The 18,559-nt window shown below is 65.0% G+C and carries 16 protein-coding genes and 1 pseudogene; 12 read left to right on the forward strand and 5 right to left on the reverse strand.

The features are described from left to right. Window positions 1–737 (forward strand): NCS2 family permease (locus G4L39_RS13295; RefSeq protein WP_165108891.1); only part of this gene is annotated, 737 nt, incomplete at its 5' end. Window positions 738–806: 69 nt separating this feature from the next. Here the strand turns inward: G4L39_RS13295 and G4L39_RS13300 are convergent. Beyond that, a complete protein-coding gene (locus G4L39_RS13300) occupies window positions 807–1,331 on the reverse strand; it encodes a hypothetical protein (protein ID WP_165108893.1) in 525 nt (174 codons plus the stop codon). Window positions 1,332–1,509: 178 nt separating this feature from the next. Here G4L39_RS13300 and phoU point away from each other — a divergent pair, with 178 nt between their 5' ends. From phoU to G4L39_RS13335, 7 genes are all read left to right on the forward strand, one after another. Further along, window positions 1,510–2,640 (forward strand): phosphate signaling complex protein PhoU, encoded by a 1,131-nt coding sequence (gene phoU / locus G4L39_RS13305; protein ID WP_165108895.1) that lies wholly within the window; start codon window positions 1,510–1,512, stop codon window positions 2,638–2,640. Window positions 2,641–2,650: 10 nt separating this feature from the next. Further along, window positions 2,651–3,616, forward strand: a complete 966-nt coding sequence (locus tag G4L39_RS13310) for a phosphate ABC transporter substrate-binding protein (RefSeq protein WP_205881015.1) — start codon at window positions 2,651–2,653, stop codon at window positions 3,614–3,616. 3 nt (window positions 3,617–3,619) lie between these two features. Next, a complete protein-coding gene (gene pstC, locus G4L39_RS13315; RefSeq protein ID WP_165108899.1) occupies window positions 3,620–4,561 on the forward strand; it encodes a phosphate ABC transporter permease subunit PstC in 942 nt (313 codons plus the stop codon). Continuing rightward, the gene (pstA, locus tag G4L39_RS13320) at window positions 4,558–5,478 is read left to right on the forward strand and encodes a phosphate ABC transporter permease PstA (RefSeq protein ID WP_165108901.1); all 921 of its coding nucleotides are present in this window, start codon (window positions 4,558–4,560) and stop codon (window positions 5,476–5,478) included. The genes pstC and pstA overlap by 4 nt, the downstream gene beginning before the upstream one ends. 18 nt (window positions 5,479–5,496) lie before the next feature. Then, window positions 5,497–6,258 carry a phosphate ABC transporter ATP-binding protein gene (locus G4L39_RS13325; protein WP_165108903.1) on the forward strand — a complete coding sequence of 254 codons (762 nt, stop codon included), beginning with the start codon at window positions 5,497–5,499 and terminating at the stop codon, window positions 6,256–6,258. Then, the gene (locus G4L39_RS13330; protein ID WP_165108905.1) at window positions 6,255–7,028 is read left to right on the forward strand and encodes a phosphate ABC transporter ATP-binding protein; all 774 of its coding nucleotides are present in this window, start codon (window positions 6,255–6,257) and stop codon (window positions 7,026–7,028) included. Before G4L39_RS13325 ends, G4L39_RS13330 begins: the two co-directional genes overlap by 4 nt. 327 nt (window positions 7,029–7,355) lie before the next feature. After that, window positions 7,356–8,354, forward strand: a complete 999-nt coding sequence (locus G4L39_RS13335; protein WP_165108907.1) for a deoxyhypusine synthase family protein — start codon at window positions 7,356–7,358, stop codon at window positions 8,352–8,354. Window positions 8,355–8,498: 144 nt separating this feature from the next. Here G4L39_RS13335 and G4L39_RS13340 read toward each other — a convergent pair whose 3' ends face one another. Then, complete coding sequence (locus G4L39_RS13340; protein ID WP_165108909.1) at window positions 8,499–9,272, reverse strand: prepilin-type N-terminal cleavage/methylation domain-containing protein; 774 nt, start codon at window positions 9,270–9,272, stop codon at window positions 8,499–8,501. A gap of 451 nt (window positions 9,273–9,723) precedes the next feature. Between G4L39_RS13340 and G4L39_RS14745 the strand changes: the two genes are divergently transcribed. The 3 genes from G4L39_RS14745 (at window position 9,724) to G4L39_RS13355 (ending at window position 15,409) form a co-directional block, all read left to right on the forward strand. Continuing rightward, entirely contained in the window at window positions 9,724–12,996 is a 3,273-nt protein-coding gene (locus tag G4L39_RS14745) for an endo-1,4-beta-xylanase (RefSeq protein ID WP_205881016.1), read from the forward strand. A gap of 248 nt (window positions 12,997–13,244) precedes the next feature. Further along, entirely contained in the window at window positions 13,245–14,060 is an 816-nt protein-coding gene (gene proC / locus G4L39_RS13350) for a pyrroline-5-carboxylate reductase (protein WP_165108911.1), read from the forward strand. Window positions 14,061–14,113: 53 nt separating this feature from the next. Next, the gene (locus tag G4L39_RS13355; protein WP_165108913.1) at window positions 14,114–15,409 is read left to right on the forward strand and encodes an AI-2E family transporter; all 1,296 of its coding nucleotides are present in this window, start codon (window positions 14,114–14,116) and stop codon (window positions 15,407–15,409) included. Here G4L39_RS13355 and G4L39_RS13360 read toward each other — a convergent pair. The 3 genes from G4L39_RS13360 to G4L39_RS13370 form a co-directional block, all read right to left on the reverse strand. Next, entirely contained in the window at window positions 15,391–15,825 is a 435-nt protein-coding gene (locus tag G4L39_RS13360; RefSeq protein WP_165108915.1) for a DUF420 domain-containing protein, read from the reverse strand. The two genes, G4L39_RS13355 and G4L39_RS13360, sit on opposite strands and share 19 nt — an antisense overlap. A gap of 21 nt (window positions 15,826–15,846) precedes the next feature. Continuing rightward, a complete protein-coding gene (locus tag G4L39_RS13365; RefSeq protein ID WP_165108917.1) occupies window positions 15,847–16,569 on the reverse strand; it encodes an SCO family protein in 723 nt (240 codons plus the stop codon). 222 nt (window positions 16,570–16,791) lie between these two features. After that, window positions 16,792–17,253 carry a PCRF domain-containing protein gene (locus tag G4L39_RS13370; RefSeq protein ID WP_165108919.1) on the reverse strand — a complete coding sequence of 154 codons (462 nt, stop codon included), beginning with the start codon at window positions 17,251–17,253 and terminating at the stop codon, window positions 16,792–16,794. A gap of 621 nt (window positions 17,254–17,874) precedes the next feature. Here G4L39_RS13370 and G4L39_RS13375 point away from each other — a divergent pair. Then, window positions 17,875–18,559 (forward strand): annotated as a pseudogene (locus G4L39_RS13375) (hypothetical protein); the annotation flags it as partial.

The raw sequence follows: 18,559 nt of genomic DNA on the forward strand, positions 1-18,559 counted from the left end.
TGCCCGCCGCGTGGCGTGAGGCACCCGCCGTGGCGGAGTCGCTCCTCAGCACACGATTTCAACCGCCCACGGCGTTGGTGGCTCCCCCGCCCTCGCTGGCCCCCACGTTCCTGCAACTCGACTGGAGGGCGGCGTTGTCCCCGGCCATGGTGCCGTTGATCGCGGTGTTGTTGTTCATGTTTGTATTCGATGCCATCGGCACGTTGATCGCGGTCTGCGAGCAGGCGGGGCTGATGCAGGGCGACCGCCTGCCCCGTGCACGGCAGGCGATGATCTCGGATGCGGTGGGAACGGTGGTGGGATCGCTGTTGGGCACCAGCACCGTGACCAGTTACGTGGAGAGCGCGGCCGGCGTGGCGCAGGGGGGTCGGACCGGCCTGGTGGGTCTTGTGGTGGCGGCGTTGTTCCTGGCTGCACTGGTGTTTGAGCCGCTCGTGGCCACCATCGGCAACTACCCGCCGATCACCGCGCCGGCCCTTGTGTACGTGGGGGTACTGATGCTCCGACAGGTGACACGCATTGCGTGGGACGATCCCACCGAATCCATCCCCGCCTTTTTGATGGTCGTGGGGATCCCGCTGAGTTTCTCCATCGCCGACGGGTTGGCGTTGGGCCTGGTGACGCATCCCGTACTGAAGCTGTTGAGTCGGCGGGTGCGCGAGGTTGGCGTCACCGGTTACGTGCTGGCGGTATTGCTTCTGCTGTATCTGGCCCTGTTGAGGAGCCGCCTGGGCTGAAATCGGATGGGACTGGTGAAATTTGGCGTCCCTTCCCTCCCCGGTTCGGGGGACGCGCCCGGCTCAATCTCAATCATTCAGCGCCATGTCAAACAGCGTGGCCAGTTCCACGGCTCGGCGGGCAAGTTCCATACAGCCGGCGTGCGAAACCGGGTCCGATTGCGCGTCGGGCCCGGGGAGCACCCAGTCTCGAAACGGAGCGGCGTCGGGCATTGCAGCCAGAAGATGAGCCAGGGCCTGCTCGATCCAGGGGCGGTTGGCCCGCCGGAATGCCTGCAACCATGATGCGGTCACCGACTGACGCGGCACCAGCGTGCGGGGCAGACGCCCGCGTCGGAGGGCGTATTCGATGTCCTCGCTGGCGTACAAGCCGGTAGCGTAACAGAACGTCAGCAGGGCCAGCACTTGAACCAGAGGCGGCCCGTCCGCGTTGGATGCATGCAACTGCGGGATACCCGCTGTCACCCACCGCACGGCCTGCCAGGTTTTGCGTTCGAGCCACCGGTCACCGTGGAGCGCCCTGGGGTCGCTCAGAAGGGATTCGGCCGGGTCGGCCGCACCGGAGTGGCGGGTTTTCCATACCGTGGTTTTCATGTTCAGCCCTGGTTGCGCTGTGATGGTCATCTACCACCAACTTCGCCCTGCACGGTGACAGGAACCGGGCGGCCGTGTGACGATTGGGTGACGGTTTGGGTTGAACAGGGGCGGCCCGCCCGGGGTAATGCCATGAGCCGGCGGTAGTGAGCGCGGTTTGCCACGGAGGATTGCGACCATGAGCGAAGGTTCCACGGGTTCGGGCACGGGACAGACGCGCTGGCTATGGGACGCGCGTCTGCAACAGGACATTGAAGAGATTCAAACCCGGGTCCGGGCGATGGGTGAACAGGTGGAGCGCGCCCTGAAAACCAGCCTGGAAGCCGTGTTGGAACGGAGCCGGCCCAAGGCCTACTCGGTGATCGTGCGGGATCAGCGCATCGACCGGCTTGAAAAGGACATTGACCACCTCTGCCTGGAATTCCTCCTGCGGCAACAACCGGCGGGCCGGCATCTTCGCTTTGCCTATGCCACCATCAAGATCAATGCCGAGCTGGAACGGATCGGTGACTATGCCGAAAGTGTGGCGCGCCAGGTGTTGAAGGTGGCGGATCTCCAGGAATTACCCGCGCCGGACAAGTTCCGGGAAATCGGCCAGGTGGCGATCTCCATGTTGCGGTCGGCCGTGGACGCATTCCTGCGCCAGGACGCGGAACTGGCCCGGCGCACCATGGTCATCGAGGACCACGTGGACCGGCTTCGGGGTGAACTGAACGAGGTCCTGCTCGGCGCCGAACGGGAGGGTCGCCTTCCGTTCCCCGCGCTCACGCCCCTCCTGACCATTGCCCGACGGTATGAACGGGTGTCGGACCAGGCCAAGAACATCTGCGAGGAGACGCTTTACATGTGCACCGGGGAATACTGGAAACACCAGGGTCCCGGCGGCGCGGTGCGGATCCTCTTCGTAGATGCCACCCACGGCGTGCGCAGTCGCATGGCCGCCGCCATCGGCCGGAACCTGGAAGTGGAAGGCCTTCAATTCCTCAGCGCCGGCCTGGAGCCGCAACCCTTGGAAGAACCGTGGCGCTCCTGGATGGAATCCCGCGGCATGGTGGAGGCCACAAGCCCGCCGCAGTCCGCCCCGGAGCTGTTATCCCGGCACAACATTGCGGTGGTGGTCGCATTGGAGCCGGCCGCCCGATCGATTTTCCCCACTCCGCCCACCCCGACCGTGGCCATGGAATGGACCGTACCGGACCCGCAACATTGGATCGCGCAGGGACTCGGTCCCGAGGCCGCCGCCGAGCAACTGTTCCAAATGCTCCGGCTTCAGGTCCAAGATCTGGCCCATGCTCTGGCAGGAGAATGAGCACGGGAGAATGAGCACGAAACCCCACCCCATGAGGCGTCTCATCCATCCGATCCTCCTGCTCCCCTGGTCCGCATTGGCCCTTGTCGTGGGATGGCTGGTGACCGGTTGCGGGTCCCGCCCCTCAACGCCCGGCGGCATACCGGTCAAGGTCATCCAAAACAAGGGCTCCGACACCATGGTGAACCTTGCACAAGCCTGGGCCGAGGCCTACCGGAAGGTGCGCCCGGACGTGAGTGTGGAGGTTTCAGGGGGCGGCTCCGGCGTGGGGATCGCGGCCCTGATCCGCGGTGCCGTGGACGTTGCCAACAGCAGCCGCGACCTTAAACCGCGCGAGCTGGAGGAAGCCCGGGCCTCGACCGGCAAGGAGGTTCAGACGTTCGTGGTGGGTTTCGACGCCCTGGCCGTGTATGTGCACCCTTCGAATCCCCTGGAGGAAATCACGCTGGAACAGCTCGAGGAGATCTATGCCGAGGGTGGCAGGATCACCCGCTGGAGTGATCTGGGGGTGCAAATGCCGGAACCACGATTCGACCGCATCATTCGCATCAGCCGCCAATCCAGTTCCGGCACCTACGAGTTCTTCCGGGAACATGTGCTCCGCAACCGCGACTTCAAACTCGGGTCCAACGACATGAACGGCTCGAAGGAGGTGGTGGAGCTGGTGGCAACCACCCCGGGCGCCATCGGATACAGCGGGATGGGTTACGCCAACCCCCGCGTGAAAATGCTCCGGGTGGCACGCAAGAAGGGCGAACCGGCCTATGCCCCCACGATGGAAAACACCGTGACACGGCGTTACCCCATCGCCCGCAGCCTGCTGATGTGCGTCCTGGGCGAGCCCGAGGGCGAGGTGAAAGCCTACCTCGACTGGGTCCGCAGTGACGCCGGTCAACAATTGGTGGAAGACAACGGGTTCGTGCCGATCCCGCATACGGAACGGACCCGACCCGCTCCTGTCGGTGCAGGCAACTGAACCATGAACCAACGCGATCCCACTCAACCCGTAGCAACGCCAAGGGCCCTCGAGCAACGGCCCCGATGGGCGGTCGTAGCCGAACGATGTCTGGAATTTGTCATCCGGCTTTGCGGGGTCAGCGCGGTTCTGTTTGTGCTGGCGATTTTCCTGTTCGTGTTTCGGGAGGCGGCCCCGGTGGTGACGAGCGGCAAGGTGAAGCTGACGGAGTTCCTCGGCAGCATCGAGTGGTATCCGACCTCGGCGGTCAAGGTGCGGTACGGTGCGCTGGCGCTGATCGTGGGCAGTCTCAGCGTCACCCTGGTGGCCATGGTGCTGGCGGTTCCCTTTGGTCTGGGCGCCGCGGTGTTCGTGTCCGAGTTTTGCGGTCGCAAGACCCGGGAGGCTTTGAAGGTGATCATTGAGTTGCTGGCGGCCATCCCGAGCGTGGTCTGGGGATTCATCGGCATGACGGTCGTCAGCCCGTTGCTGGTGAAATACGCCGGGGCACCCATCGGGGTAAACCTCCTGAACGGCGGTCTGATCCTGGCACTGATGAGCGTGCCCGTCATTGTCTCCATCGGTGAGGATGCACTCAAAGCGGTGCCCGATTCGTATCGAGAGGCCGCGCTGGCCCTGGGGGCCACGCGCTGGCAGGTGGTGTGGCGGGTCCTGTTGCCGGCGGCTCGAAACGGTTTGCTGGCCGCCGTCCTGCTGGGTGTCGGACGTGCCATCGGCGAGACCATGGCGGTGCTCATGGCTACCGGCCATGCGGTGCAGATCCCGCACGGCCTGCTCGACTCCGTCGGGACCCTCACGGCCAACATCGCCGCCGAGCTGGGCGAAGCCCCGGTGGGCTCCGACCACTACCGCGTCCTGTTCCTCATGGGCGTGTTGCTGTTCCTCATCACCTTTGTGGTCAACCTGGCTGCCGACCTCGTCGTGCGCGGAATCCGGAAACCATGAACCAACCAACCCACACCGGCACGAACCCGGTCCGCTTCGTCCGCACGCCCTACGGCGCGCGGAAGGAGGCTGCGGAACGACTGGCCCGGACGGTCCTGGGCCTGATGGCGCTTTGCATGGTGCTGCCCCTGGTGGCGATCGTGACGCACCTGTTTGTGCGGGCCTGGCCCTCCTTGAGTCCGGAGTTTCTGCTGGACATCCCCCGCGACCACATGCGGGCCGGGGGCATCTGGCCGGCCTTTGTGGGCACGTTGTATCTGGTGGGCATTTCGCTGGCCGTGGCCACGCCCATCGGAGTCCTGGCCGCCGTGTACCTGAACGAATACGCCCGTGACAACTGGTTCACCCGCCTTGTGCAACTGGCTGTGATCAACCTGGCCGGTGTCCCGAGCATCGTGCATGCACTGTTCGGCCTGGGTGCCTTCGTCTACGGGGCGCGGCTCGGCTATTCCGTTCTGGCCGCCTCCTTGACGCTGGCCATCATGACGCTGCCGGTGATCATTGCCAGCACGCGGGAGGCGTTGGCGGCCGTGCCCCAGGCGTTTCGCGAGGCCTGCTGGAATGTGGGGGCCACCCGGTGGCAAACCATCCGCGCGGTCGTGCTGCCCAATGCGTTCAGCGGCATCCTCACCGGTGTGATCCTTCAGGTGAGCCGTGCCGCGGGCGAAACGGCGCCGATCATGTTCACCGGCGCGGTCTTCTACAAGGCCGTGGAACGCGGCGACCTGTTCCCCTATCACCTCAAGGAACAGTGCATGGCCCTCTCGATGCATCTTTACACGCTGGCCACCCAGGTTCCCAACGTGCCCGAGTCCATGACCTATGCCACCGCGGTGGTCCTGCTGTTGACCGTGCTGCTGGTGAACGCGACGTCCATCGTCGTGCGCATCTGGGTGCGCAATCGCAAGCGCTGGTGAACCGGTCCCTCGGATCCCATGTCGACGCGACCCAAGATCGAAGTGGAGAATCTGCGGTTGTGGTACGGGACCAAACCGGTCCTGCACGGGTTGACCTTCTCCGTGCAGGAGGGCGAAATCCTTGCCGTGATCGGCCCGGCCCAGTCCGGCAAGAGTTCACTGCTCAAATGCCTCAACCGGACCATCGAACTGGTGCCGGGCGCCCGGGTGGAAGGATCCATCCGCATTGACGGCCGGGACATCCGCCAGATCCGGGACGTCCATGCCCTGCGCCGGCGCATCGGCATGGTGACGCCGTTGCCGGTCGGGCTGCCCATGAGCATCTACGACAATGTGGCTTTCGCCCCGCGTTGCGCCGGCATCACGGACCGGCGGGAGCTGGATGCACGGGTCGAGGAGTGCCTCCGCCAGGCCGCCCTCTGGGACGAGGTCAAGGACCGTCTCCACATGCTCGGCACCAAACTCCCCGGCGGTCAGCAGCAACGACTCACCATCGCCCGCGCGTTGTCCCACAAGCCGGACATCCTGTGCCTGGACGAATTCTCCATCGCCATTGACCCGGTCACCACCATGCGAATTGAAGAGGTGCTCCGGGAGTTGCGGTCGCGCATGACCATCATCCTGGTGACCAACCTCACCCAGCAGGCACGGCGTCTGGCGGATCGGACCCTGTTCCTTTGGAAAGGTGAACTGGTGGAGCTGGACCGCACCGAGGTGATCTTCTCGGAACATCCGCGGGACCGGCGCACCCACGAGTACGTTCGCGGCTTTTTCGGATGAGCGAACCCGTTTACAGTCTCGAAACCCGCAACCTCAACCTGTGGTACGGCCGGTTCCAGGCCCTGACGGACGTGAATGTCCGGATCCGCCACGGCCTCATCACCGCATTGATTGGCCCTTCCGGCTGCGGCAAAACCACCCTGTTGCGGTGCTTCAACCGGATCAACGAACGATACGGCGACGTCACCATCACCGGGGAAATCCGGGTCCAGGGCCGCAACATGTACGACCCGGACGTCTCGCTGGTCGAGCTGCGCCGTCACGTGGGCATGGTCTTTCAGCGTCCCAATCCCCTACCCATTTCCGTGTACGAAAATATCGTGTTCGGACTCCGACTCCACACGCCCCGGGCCGAACTGAGCCGTCAAATCCTCGATGAGGCGGTGGAACAGGCCCTCCGCGAAGTGGGGTTGTGGGACGATCTGAAGGACCGACTCCATCAACGCGCCACCGAGCTGCAGCTGGAACAGCAACAAAAGCTCTGTCTGGCCCGGCTCCTGCCCCTCAAACCGGAGGTCATTCTCCTGGACGAACCCTGCTCCGCCCTCGACGTGGACGGCACCCGCGCCATCGAGGAACTCATGCTCAGCCTCCGCGGCCGGTACACCTTCCTGATTGTCACTCACAACATGTCCCAGGCCCGCCGCATCAGTGACGAATGCATTTTCATGCTGATGGGACGGGTGATCGAACACGCCCGGACGGAGGACCTTTTCCTCAAACCTTCCGACCCGCGCACCGCCGACTACATCGAAGGCCGCTACGGTTGAAACCGGCCCGGCCGTGGCCCGGCCCGCTGCCGGTTTCACCCACCCGCCGACAGGACCCTTTCCCCGCGCAGCCGTCGTCCACACGCCGCACCGCAGCGCGGACCGAGCCGGGGTCGACCGTTCCAACGCACCCCTCGGCGCGTCGCCCTGCCCATCCCACACTTGACGCACCGGCACCTTTCCCAATCCTGTTGGGCGTTGTGACCCGGCCAATGCGCCACAGACGGCAGACGCGGCGGGCCGCCACCCATGCGATCATGGTGGCCGGTCCGGCGCCCGCGTTTCCATAACCCGCCGGGTCAGGCAGGCAACCGAAGGGACGATCCCATGGACAAAACGCAAGGACCCATTTCCGCCTTCATCGAAAGGCACTATCGCCATTTCAATGCCGCTGCACTGCGCGACGCTGCACGCGCTTATCGCGCACACCTGGACGCCGGAGGCCGGATGTTCCTGACCCTGGCCGGAGCCATGAGCACCGCCGAACTCGGCATCTCCCTGGCCGAGATGATTCGCGCAGACAAGGTCCACGCCATCTCCTGCACCGGAGCCAACCTGGAGGAGGATGTGTTCAATCTGGTGGCGCACAACCATTACGTGCGCGTGCCGCACTATCGCGAGCTGAGCGCGGCCGATGAGGAGGCCCTGCTGCAACGGCACCTCAACCGGGTGACCGACACCTGCATCCCCGAAATGGAGGCCATGCGCCGGATCGAACAGGCCATGCTGGAACTGTGGTGCGATTGTGACCGGCGCGGCGAACGCCTTTTCCCCCATGAGTTCTTCTATCGCCTGCTCCGTTCCGGCCGGCTCAAGGAGAGCTACGAAATCGATCCCCGCGATTCCTGGCTGGTGGCCGCGGCGGAAAAGAATTTGCCCCTGTTCGTGCCCGGTTGGGAGGATTCCACCCTCGGTAACATGTACGCCGCCGCGGTGATCCGCGGAGACGTCCGCAATCCGGGCACCGTCCGCAGCGGCATCGAGTACATGGTGCAGCTGGCCGAGTGGTACACCACCAATGCCCGACGCCTGCCCAGCGGATTGGGGAGCATCGGCTTCTTCCAGATCGGGGGCGGCATCGCCGGTGACTTCCCGATCTGCGTCGTACCCATGCTCCACCAGGACCTCCGCCGCGAAAACGTCCCGCTGTGGGGCTATTTCTGCCAGATCAGCGATTCCACCACCAGTTACGGCGGTTACTCCGGAGCCGTGCCCAATGAGAAGATCACCTGGGGTAAACTCGCCCGGGAAACGCCCAAGTTCATGATCGAAAGCGACGCCACCATCGTGGCGCCCCTGATCTTCGCCTACGTCCTCGGCTGGTAATGGCCCGTTGGGAGGCCGGTTGGGTCGGAAGGAGACGACCGGACACCGGTTGACGACAAGACGCTCCCCGCTTGCACCGGGGTGAAAGTCCTAATGTCGGCTTGCTCAAGGACCGTACCGGACACCGTCGGCCGGAGCCGGCCCTCAGGGACGAGCCGCCAGGGTGGGAAGCCGGGCTTTCAGCACCGGATCAAAGTCCTGCGGGTCCTGCCAGAAATAATAGACGCGGGTCGAGACGTTCCACGTGGTCAGAAAGTACATCTGCTCGAACTTGACCCAGCGCGCCGAGCCATCGGCAAACACCTCGTTACCGCCCACGGGAACCGGTGACTTGGAGGAGCGGTGCTGCGGCATGTTGGCGTACACGAACTCCCGGCCCGGCTCCTGACCGCCCCACTGCCCATTGATCTTGCCCACGGCGTCGGCCGCAAGCGCCCAGGTCCCCCTGGCCAGGCTGAGTTTGACCGGGCTGCGCGACGGAAAGTTTCCTGCCGGGTTCAACCAGTTGGTGATGCCCCCAAAATACTGATAGCCCAGGACCCATTGAGGATACTGCGGCTCGTAGACCGGCAGCCCGGGCCGGTTGGGACAGGTCCAGACCGAAACCGTGTTTGACCGCACGGCCAGACCGACCATGGCCGCCGCCGCCGCCTCGGGCGGGTTCAAACAGTTCTGCACGAAATAACCCCCGCTCCAGCGTGCCTGAAGGACCCGATCGTTGTTGTCCACCGCATAGATGTTCACACCCACCGCCAATTGCCGCAGGTTATTAATGCAGGAGGCCCGTTTGCCCTTCTCTTTGGCCGCCGAAAGTGCCGGCAGCAACATGGCCGCCAAAATGGCAATGATCGCAATGACCACCAGCAACTCAATCAGCGTAAACGCCCGTCCCGATCCCTCGCAGTTGGCCGCCTTCATTTTGATCCCGCTACGTTGGTTGATCCACAGCTCACAGAAGAGGGAGAGCCCCGGGTCATGGTCCGACCACTGGTTCCATCTCCTCTGGCACCCTAAATCCCTCGTGCCCGACCTGTCAACCAGCCGGGCCGGAAGCCCGGGATCTCATCAGTTTCTTTGCCGCCGACCGCGCGAATCTCACAGGGCTCCCGCGGCCCACCATGGGATCGTGGTCCGGACCGGCCTTCAGATCGCCCGGGGCTGCCCCGGGACCGAACCCGTGCCCGCCAGACCAGCGACCGGCACAGGCCGTGAGCATGTCGGGACACGGGAATACCCACCGCTGGACGCCGCTCCCAACCCACTCCGTGCCGGTCCACAAAATGCCCAGGTCTCCCGCCGGCGACCGAGTTGCCTCGACGCAGTCCGGTTTCCCGTTCACCATGAGTCGCGGAATCGAAGGGCGATCACCATGAACCGCAACAAGGTTGTTCGGACCTTTGGATGGCTGGTGACACTCATCACCGGATCGGTCACGTCGGCGGCCGAGCCCGCCACAACGCCACCCCCGGTCGTCTTCACCACCGAACAAGACCATCGCAACATGCTGGAACAGCTGGGTATCACGCGGCTGCGCCCGGGACGCAGTCCCCGGGCCGACGCACCCAACGCCGCCAACTACGATGAGGCGCGAGCCAATCCGTATCCAGATCTCCCCGAGCTCTTGCGCAGTGCCGATGGTACGGCCATTGCCACGCCGGAACTCTGGTGGTTGAAACGGCGACCGGAGATCCTGGAACTTCTCGAACGCGAGGTGTACGGCCGGATTCCCACGAACGTGCCCGCTGTCCACTGGCAGATCGTTGAAACCCGGGAAATCGACTTGGACGGCACCCCGGCCGTTGAAAGGGACCTGGTGGGTGTGGTGGACAATTCGGCCTGTCCGGAAATCGAAGTCAGGATCTCACTCTCTCTAACGCTGCCCAAAAAGGCGAACACACCGGTGCCGGTGTTGCTGAGCTTCGGTTTCACGCCCCGCGACTGGGAGCGGTTTGGGGAACGGTCAGGCCGGACCAACCCGCCTCCGCGCGGCTCCGGCAGGCGCGAAAAAGTCGTGAGAGCCGGCTGGGGGTATGCCGTGCTCAATCCCCTGAGCGTCCAGGACGATACGGGCGGGTGGGAACCGCGCCGATCCGGCACCACAACCGGCACCAATGCCGCTCCCGACGGCGCGGGCCTCACCCGTGGGATCATCGGCCTGGTCAATCGCGGTCAGCCGCGTCAACCCGATCAATGGGGTGCCCTGCGCGCCTGGGCCTGGGGTGCCTCTCGAGCACTCGACTACCTGGAAACCGTGCCCGAGGTGGACAGCCGGCGCGTGTGCATCACCGGCGTGTCGCGGTTCGGCAAGGCCGCGCTGGTGGCCATGGCGTTTGACCAGCGCTTCGCCGCCGGATTGATTGCCTCCTCGGGCAGGGGCGGCACCGCCCTGTTCCGACGCAACTTCGGGGAGAGCCTCGAGAACCTTGCCTGGCCCGGTGCCTACCATTGGATGGCCGGTAACTTCCTCAAATACGCCGCCGAGGAATCCAGGTTCGGCCGTCGAACCCCGGCCGACCTGCCCGTGGATTCCCACATGACCCTCGCCCTCTGCGCACCGCGGCTGGTCTTCATCAGCCATGGCATCCCCGAAAAGGGCGACGCCCCCTGGATCGATCACCGCGGCAGTTTCATGGCGGCCGTCGCCGCCCAAAAAGTCTGGCGCCTGCTGGGCGCACGCGACCTCGGCCGCAGTGACGACCCGTCCCGTGAGCCGATGCCCGCCGTGCTCGAGGGCCTGCTCCACGGCGCGATTGCCTGGCGCCAGCACGACGGCGGCCACACGGACGAACCGAACCTCGAGCTCTTCATCCAGTGGGCCGAAAACCAATGGCGCCAAGCCGCCGCCCGCACCGACGCCTCCGATCGGCAGCCGGACCTTCGCTCCCTCAAGGCCGTAGTGGCAGACCGCTACAAGATCGGCGTGGGCGTTGACCTGGACGTCCTTCAAAACCCGGAGGACGTCGCCCTGATCCGCCGGCACTTTCAGATCCTGACCCCGGAAAACTGCATGAAACCGCAGGCCCTGCACCCGGCGGAGAACGTCTGGCGATTTGAACAGGCCGATGCCTTTGCCAACTTCGCCCGCTCCCATGGCCTCGAACTGGTGGGGCACTGCCTCGTTTGGGCCAAGGACGATCGCACCGACCGCTGGATGATGGAGGAACCGGACGGCCGACCCGTAACGCGCGAAACCCTCCTGCGCCGAATCGAAGCCCACGTCCGCACCGTCGTGGAACGGTACGCCGACGTGGTCACGATGTGGGACGTCGTCAATGAGGCGGTGGCCGACGGTGGCGACGACATCCTCCGCGATTCGATTTACTCGCGCACGGCCGGTGTGGATTTCATCGTCACCGCATTTCGTGCCGCCCGGGCCGCCGACCCGGATGCCCTGCTGATCTACAATGACTACAACTGCCACATGCCGCACAAACGACGCAAACTCCTCGCCCTGCTCCGCGAACTGAAAGAGCGTGGTGCCCCCGTGGACGCCTACGGCATGCAGGGCCACCTCGAGTTGGGAGACAACTCCCTGCCACAGCTCCGCGAAACGTTCGAAGAACTCCGGAAACTGGGACTCAAAGTCGTGGTGTCGGAACTGGACCTGGACGTGGTCACCCGCAGCCGCTGGTGGGCCGAGGGCGGCAGGTACCGCGCCGAGCTGGCCCGCTGGGACCCCTACCGGCACGGTCTACCCCCGGAGATCGAGCAAAACGCCCTCAAACAGTGGATCGAGACCTTCAGCCTGTTCGAACAGTACCGCGACATGATCGCGCGGATCTCTTTCTGGAACCTCCACGACGGCCAAAGCTGGCTCAACTACTTTCCGTGGCCGCGAACCAATTACCCGTTGCTCTGGGATCGCCAGCGCCGCCCCAAACCGGCCTTCGACGCGGTGTACCGGCTGCTGCTGGGACCTCCACCACCCCATGAGGCCGTTCCCCGCACCGACCCCGTCTCCCAACAAGCCCATCAACAGCTCGTGGCCAAAACCCGACAGGGCCGGATCGACGTGTATTTCGCAGGTGACTCCATCGTCCGCCGCTGGGGCGCCACGGACCATCCCCATCTGTTGGAACACTGGCGCCGTTGTTTCCACGGGTGGCACGCCGCCAACTTCGGCTGGGGTGGCGACACCACCCACAACATCCTCTGGCGCATCCGCAATGGCGAATTCGAAGGACTCTCGCCCAAGATCATCGTCTTGCAGGCCGGCGCCAACAACCTCCCGTGGCAGGGACCAGCCAACGAAACCCACATCCGCGACGTAGTGGACGGAATCCGCGCCCTTGTCGGCGAATTCCACCAGCGCGCACCGGCCGCCGTGATCGTGCTCACCGCCATGTTCCCGCGATCCCAGAATCCGGACCTCCAACCCGCAATCGAGGAGATCAACCGTCGTCTGGCCCTGCTGGCGGACGGAAAACGCGTCCGATGGGTCAACATTAATCCGGAGCTTGTGGACGCATTCGGCAGGTTGCGTCCCGAAATGTCACGGGACGGCCTTCACCTGGAACTGCCCGCCTACGAAATCTGGGCCCGAGCCCTCCGGCCCATCTTCGAAGAAGTCCTCGGTCCGCCGGCCTCCAAGGACCTCGCCCCGCCACCTACGGCCAACCCTGCTGCAGCCGGATCTTCCTGACCCGGGCCCAGACGTTGCCAGGGCTGAGGAATCGCCGTGGAGCCACCGCAGCCGGGCGCGCGTCCCTTTCGGCGCTCGTTCGATTCCGACCGTGGCCTTTGTACCCCAGGGGCCCGTGCACCCGGGCAACCCATGCTCACCAATTCAGCCGGGCAGTCGTCAAGGACCTGAAACGGAAAGCCAATCTCGTGAACCGCCGTGCCGCTTTTGCCCTTCCGTCGGCAAGCCGGCGTTGCTACAAGAGCGGCATGCCGGCTGACTTGACCCTCGGATTCATCGGCACCGGCCAGATGGCCACCGCACTGGCGCGCGGCTTCATCCAGGCCAGGCGCGTCACAGCCCGTCAAATGGTGGGCAGCGACCCCGATCCGCTCGCACGCGCACGATTCTCCAAAGAAACCGGAGCCCAGACCGTTTCTCAAAACACAGAGGTGCTGCGCCGTGCCCGGGTCATCCTGCTGGCCACCAAACCGGCCCAGGCAACCGAGGTCCTCCAGGAGATACGACCCGCGTTCACGCCGGCCCATCTCCTCATCTCCATCGCCGCCGGCGTGTCCCTGGCCCGACTGGAAGCGGCTTTGCCGGCCGGGGCTCGCGTGGTTCGGGTCATGCCCAACACGGCCGCGCTCGTCGGGGCCTCGGCCACGGCCTTCGCCGCCGGTCAACACGCCACGCGGGCCGACGCAGCCCTGGTGCAGCGCCTGTTCTCGGCTGTGGGGCTGGCCCTTCCCCTCAAGGAGTCGCTGCTGGACGCCGTCACCGGCCTGAGCGGGAGCGGCCCTGCCTACGTCTGCGCGTTTTTGGAGGCGCTGGTGGACGGGGGCGTGGCCTGCGGTCTGCCCCGGACCACCGCCCAGCAACTGGCCCTGCAGACCCTGATCGGCACCGCCCGTCTGCTCCAGGAAAAGAACCTCCATCCCGCATTGCTCAAGGAGATGGTGACCAGCCCGGGCGGCACCACCATCGAGGGCCTGCACGCGCTGGCCGAGGGCGCCTTTCACGGCGTCGTCATGAACGCGGTGCGCCGTGCCGCCGAAAAGGCCACACGACTCGGTCAGGGTTGAACACAAGTTTGTACGAACCGGAGCGCTGCAGATTCAGCCAAAAAAACGGAGCCATGAGTCTTCCTCCACCCACGCCTGCTCAAGCCCGATTGATCTGGGCCGCGCTGACCGGTCTGGCGCTGGCCCTGTTGGTGTTCCTGGTGGGTGCACTGATCTGGGCCCTGGGACGGGTTCTGGACGTCCTTTCCCCGGTTCTGTGGCCGCTGGCTGTGGCCGGCGTCCTGGCCTATCTCTTGGATCCCTTGGTGGACCGGTTGGAACAACGCGGGCTGGGCCGGGTGCGGGCGGTTGTGTTGGTGTTCTTCCTGGCCGTGTTCCTGATCGCGGGTCTGGTGGCCAGCGTGGTCCCTCAACTGGTGGTTCAGACGCGGCAACTGGTGGAAAACGTCCCGACTTTTGTGGCCCGATTGGAGGCGAAGGTGGAACATTGGGCCACTCACCCTCCGGGGTTACTGGACCAGACCTTGCGCCGGCTGGGCCTGCCCTGGTTGCGCGGGCCCGCCTCCACCAATGCGCCCACAGAAGACCACGGGAAGACCCCCACCGAGCAGGCCGTCGTACCAGAAGGCTCCGGAGCAGCCAGTGCGGGCCCGTCATGGCTGGATCAACTGGATCCGGAAACCGTCCAGAAGGTGGCCGCATGGTCGGGTCGCGCCCTCCGGGCTGCGGGCAATTGGCTGGCCGACCAGTTGTCGAAGGTCACGGCTCTATTCGGTGTGGTGGCCGGTCTGGCGTTGATTCCGATCTACCTGTTCTACCTGCTCGTGGAGAAGCGGACCATCACCGGGTCGTGGACGCGCTACCTGCCCGTGCGCGATTCGCGGTTCAAGGAGGAGCTGGTGTTCGTCCTGCGCGCCGTCAACGATCACCTCATCGCCTTCTTCCGCGGACAGGTGCTGGTGGCCATCTGCGACGGTGTCCTGTACGGAATCGGGTTCGCCCTGATCGGCCTGCCGTATGCCGTGGTGATCGGGGCCATGGCGATGGTGCTGACGATCATACCCTTCCTGGGAGCGATTGTAACCTGTGTCACTGCGCTCATCATTGCCGTGGTCAGCTACGGAGACTGGCAGCATCCCCTGCTGGTTTTGCTGGTGGTGGCGGTCGTCCAGGCCATTGAAGGTTACGTGCTTCAACCGCGGATCCTCGGTTCGCGCGTGGGTTTGCACCCCATGGTGATCATCGTGGCCATCATGGTGGGAACCACGCTGCTGGGCGGGTTGCTGGGCGGCTTGTTGGCAATCCCCATGGCCGCCGTGCTGCGAGTGCTCCTGGCACGGTATATCTGGCGTCAGAGCGCCACCGAAACACCCTTACCCACCGGGAGGCCTCAGGCAGGCGGAGTCTGAGGAAAGATCCGGTAGAGCAGCAGATAGATCAGCACACCCGTGACCGACACGTACAGCCAGGCCGGCCAGGTCCAGCGCGCCCAGCGCCGATGCGCCTCCCACTGCTGACGCAGGGCCAGGGTCACGGTCGTCAGCACCATCGGCACAATCAGCCCCGCCAGCACCGTGTGCGTCAACAATATGACCAGGTAAATGGGCCGGAACCATTCCGGCTCACGAAAGACCGTCCGGCCGGCGTGGGCATGGTAGTACAGGTAACCGGCCAGAAACAGGGCCGACAAAACCAGCGCACCCAACATGCAGAACCGATGCCCGGTCCGCCGGCCGCGGTGGATCAACACAAGACCCGTTACGACAAGCACCGCGCTGCCGCCGTTCAACAGCGCGTTGACCAGAGGCAAATCCTGAAGGTTCATGACACGTCCTCACCCCGGGAATCAGTGGCTTGTTCGCGCCGGTTCCCGCTCCAGCTGCCGCAGGGCCCGGAGAATCCGCCTTTGGACGGGCTCAAACGGCAGGTCCTCACCCACGGTCTCAAAACTTGCCCGCAACCGCCCCTGCGCATCCACCAGCACGAACGTGGTGCTGTGAATGAAAAGATCGGCCGGATTGGTCCGCCTGGATTCCGGAATCTCCAGGGCAGTCAGTTTGAGGCCGTCCACGGCCAGGCGTGCGATCTGCTCGGGCGCACCCGTCAGGAACCACCACCGCGCGAAATCCGCCCCGTGTTTCTCACCGTACCGGCGCAGAACCTCGGGGGTATCATAAGCCGGGTCGGTGGTCAACGTGACCAGTCGTGCTCCACTGCCGGCGGGTAACGCGTCCTGAAGCTGCTTCATGCGCCGGGTCATGATGGGGCATGGACCGGCACAGCGCGTGAAAATAATGTCGGCAATCCATGGCCGTCCCCGCAAATCCGACAGTGTTACCGTGCGCCGCTCCTGATTCGTCAGGACGAACTCGGGCACGACATTCAACACCGGCAGTGGCAAGGCCGCGGCTCGACGCGAACCCGCCAGGGCCAGGGCCACCAATACCAGCAGGGTAAGCCCCAGCAACACCAACCCCACCGCCAGGGTGTTGAGGGATCCTCGCGCTGCAACGAGCCCCTGCCCTGGCCGCACCTGCCGGCGCAACCTTGATGAACAAACCAACTTCATGACTCATTCAGCCGGTATCGGAACCAGCCACCTCCCGGCGTTGCCCAGCTTCTCGTTAGCGCAGCACGACCGGGCGTGCAAGTATGGCGCGTGACCCTGTGCCCAATTCCGTGGAATCGCATGCTCCGCCGGACCGCCGGCAGCCGCACCCGCGGGCGAATCTCCAGATCAGGTCCGGCCCCCAAACCGTAACCCTGTCCCGATGCGAGCAGCAGGAACGGATCAACGCCCACCACCGCCGCCCCGCTGGCCCTCCCGCGGCCGTTGCAGCTGGTTCAGCAAGCGGTTCAAACGGTCAAGTTCGCGGTTCATTTCCTCCTTTTGCTCCACCGCCATGTCCAGAAGCTCCGCGGCCTCCTCCAGGTCTTCGATGATCTCCCTCAGCTCCAACACCACCTCCTGCAGCCGCCGCAAGGCTTCCTCCATCGCCGCTGGCCGGGTCCGCTGCGTACGCCCCTCGCCGGCCACCGGACTTCCGGCCGCCGAAGGTACTCCGGGGGGCTTGCCGGGCAGTCGCTCCGATGAAACAGCCGAAGCCTCTGCCGCCGCCTCCGGCCCGGACACGCCCTGCGCCTCCGGCGTCGTTGCCGACTGCCCCTCAGCCGGATGCTCAACCGTCCGATCAGGTTCGTCCTGATCGGCGGGGATGGCACGGGCCTGCTGCTCCTCCGGCTCATGCCACATTTCCCCTCCACCGCCACGGCGGCGCCGACCGCCGCGACCACGACCGCCCCGCCGCCGGCCGTGCGACGGCCGGTCCGTCCGATCACTGCTGCCGTGACTCACAGGGGCCGCACCGCTTTCAAAAGCATCTCCCGTTGCCGTTGACATCCGCACCATCAAGCGGGCCATCAGCCCCAAAAAGCAACTGCAATCTCAAAACCCGCATGCCCACACCATGCGACAAGCCAAATGCGCAAACCAATGGGCACACGGCAGCCGCAGAAAATCCGAGCGCCCATGTGGACCGTTCCCATGCCCGGCCGGCCACTGGACGCCCGGTGCGCCATCGTCCCTCCGGAACTCGCGTGTCCCAACTGTCCACCAGCGATGACCGCCTGAATCCAATTCAACAGGGAAGGGATGCGAATCGCCCACGAGCGATCACCCGGTCCATGGACCTGCCAGCCACCGAAGCCCTCAGGAGCTTCCATGGTCGGCAGGTTCCGGCCAACCGTGGTGTACGCCAGGTTTGAATGGGCGACTTTATGAGTTGCGGCCCCTCCGAACCCCTCAGCCGCGGCACGACCGCAACTCGGACAGTTGTCTGGTGTTTTGCTCTGGGACAACTACATTGAGGTGACCATGCAAGAAATGGGATGGATCCGGTTGGGTTGGGTTGCCTGCCTCGTGGCGCTTCATCCGCCCCTGGTCGGCCAACTGACCGCGGCGCCCGCAGGTTCGGAGGCGAATCCCTACCTTGTGGTGGTCGAACGCAACATGTTCGATCTCAGACCCATGCCCAAGCCGGAGGAGCTCACCCCCGCCCCACCCCCGCCACCGCCCACGAAGATCACCTTGCAAGGGATCACGGTGCTGTTTGGGCGAAAAGAAGTGCTGCTGAAGATCCCCGAATCGCCCGCCCCGGGACAACCCCCAAAGGAACGGTCGTTGATCCTGGCCGAAGGTGAACGACACGGTCCGATCGAGGTGGTTCGGATCGACCCTGTGGCCCGCGAGGTACATCTGCGGGACTCGGGTAACCCGGTGACGTTGAAGCTTACGGATTTCATCGTCAAAACCCCGGCTGCACCCACCCCGGGCACGCCCACTGCCGGTGTGGTCCGACCCACGGCACCGGGCGCAATGCGGCCCAGCCCGCCGCCTGCCGTCAACGTGCCATCCCCGGCTGGGGCCAATGTCACCACCCCGGTGCCCACCCTCCCAACCCCGGCATCCGGGCAGGCAAATCCGAACTTTCCGTCGCGACCGGTCCGCACCCTCCCCGGCGGCTTCCAAGCAGCCGCCCCACCCCAGCAACCCTCGCAAC

Origin of the sequence: Limisphaera ngatamarikiensis (assembly GCF_011044775.1) — a bacterium.
Taxonomy (GTDB): domain Bacteria; phylum Verrucomicrobiota; class Verrucomicrobiia; order Limisphaerales; family Limisphaeraceae; genus Limisphaera; species Limisphaera ngatamarikiensis.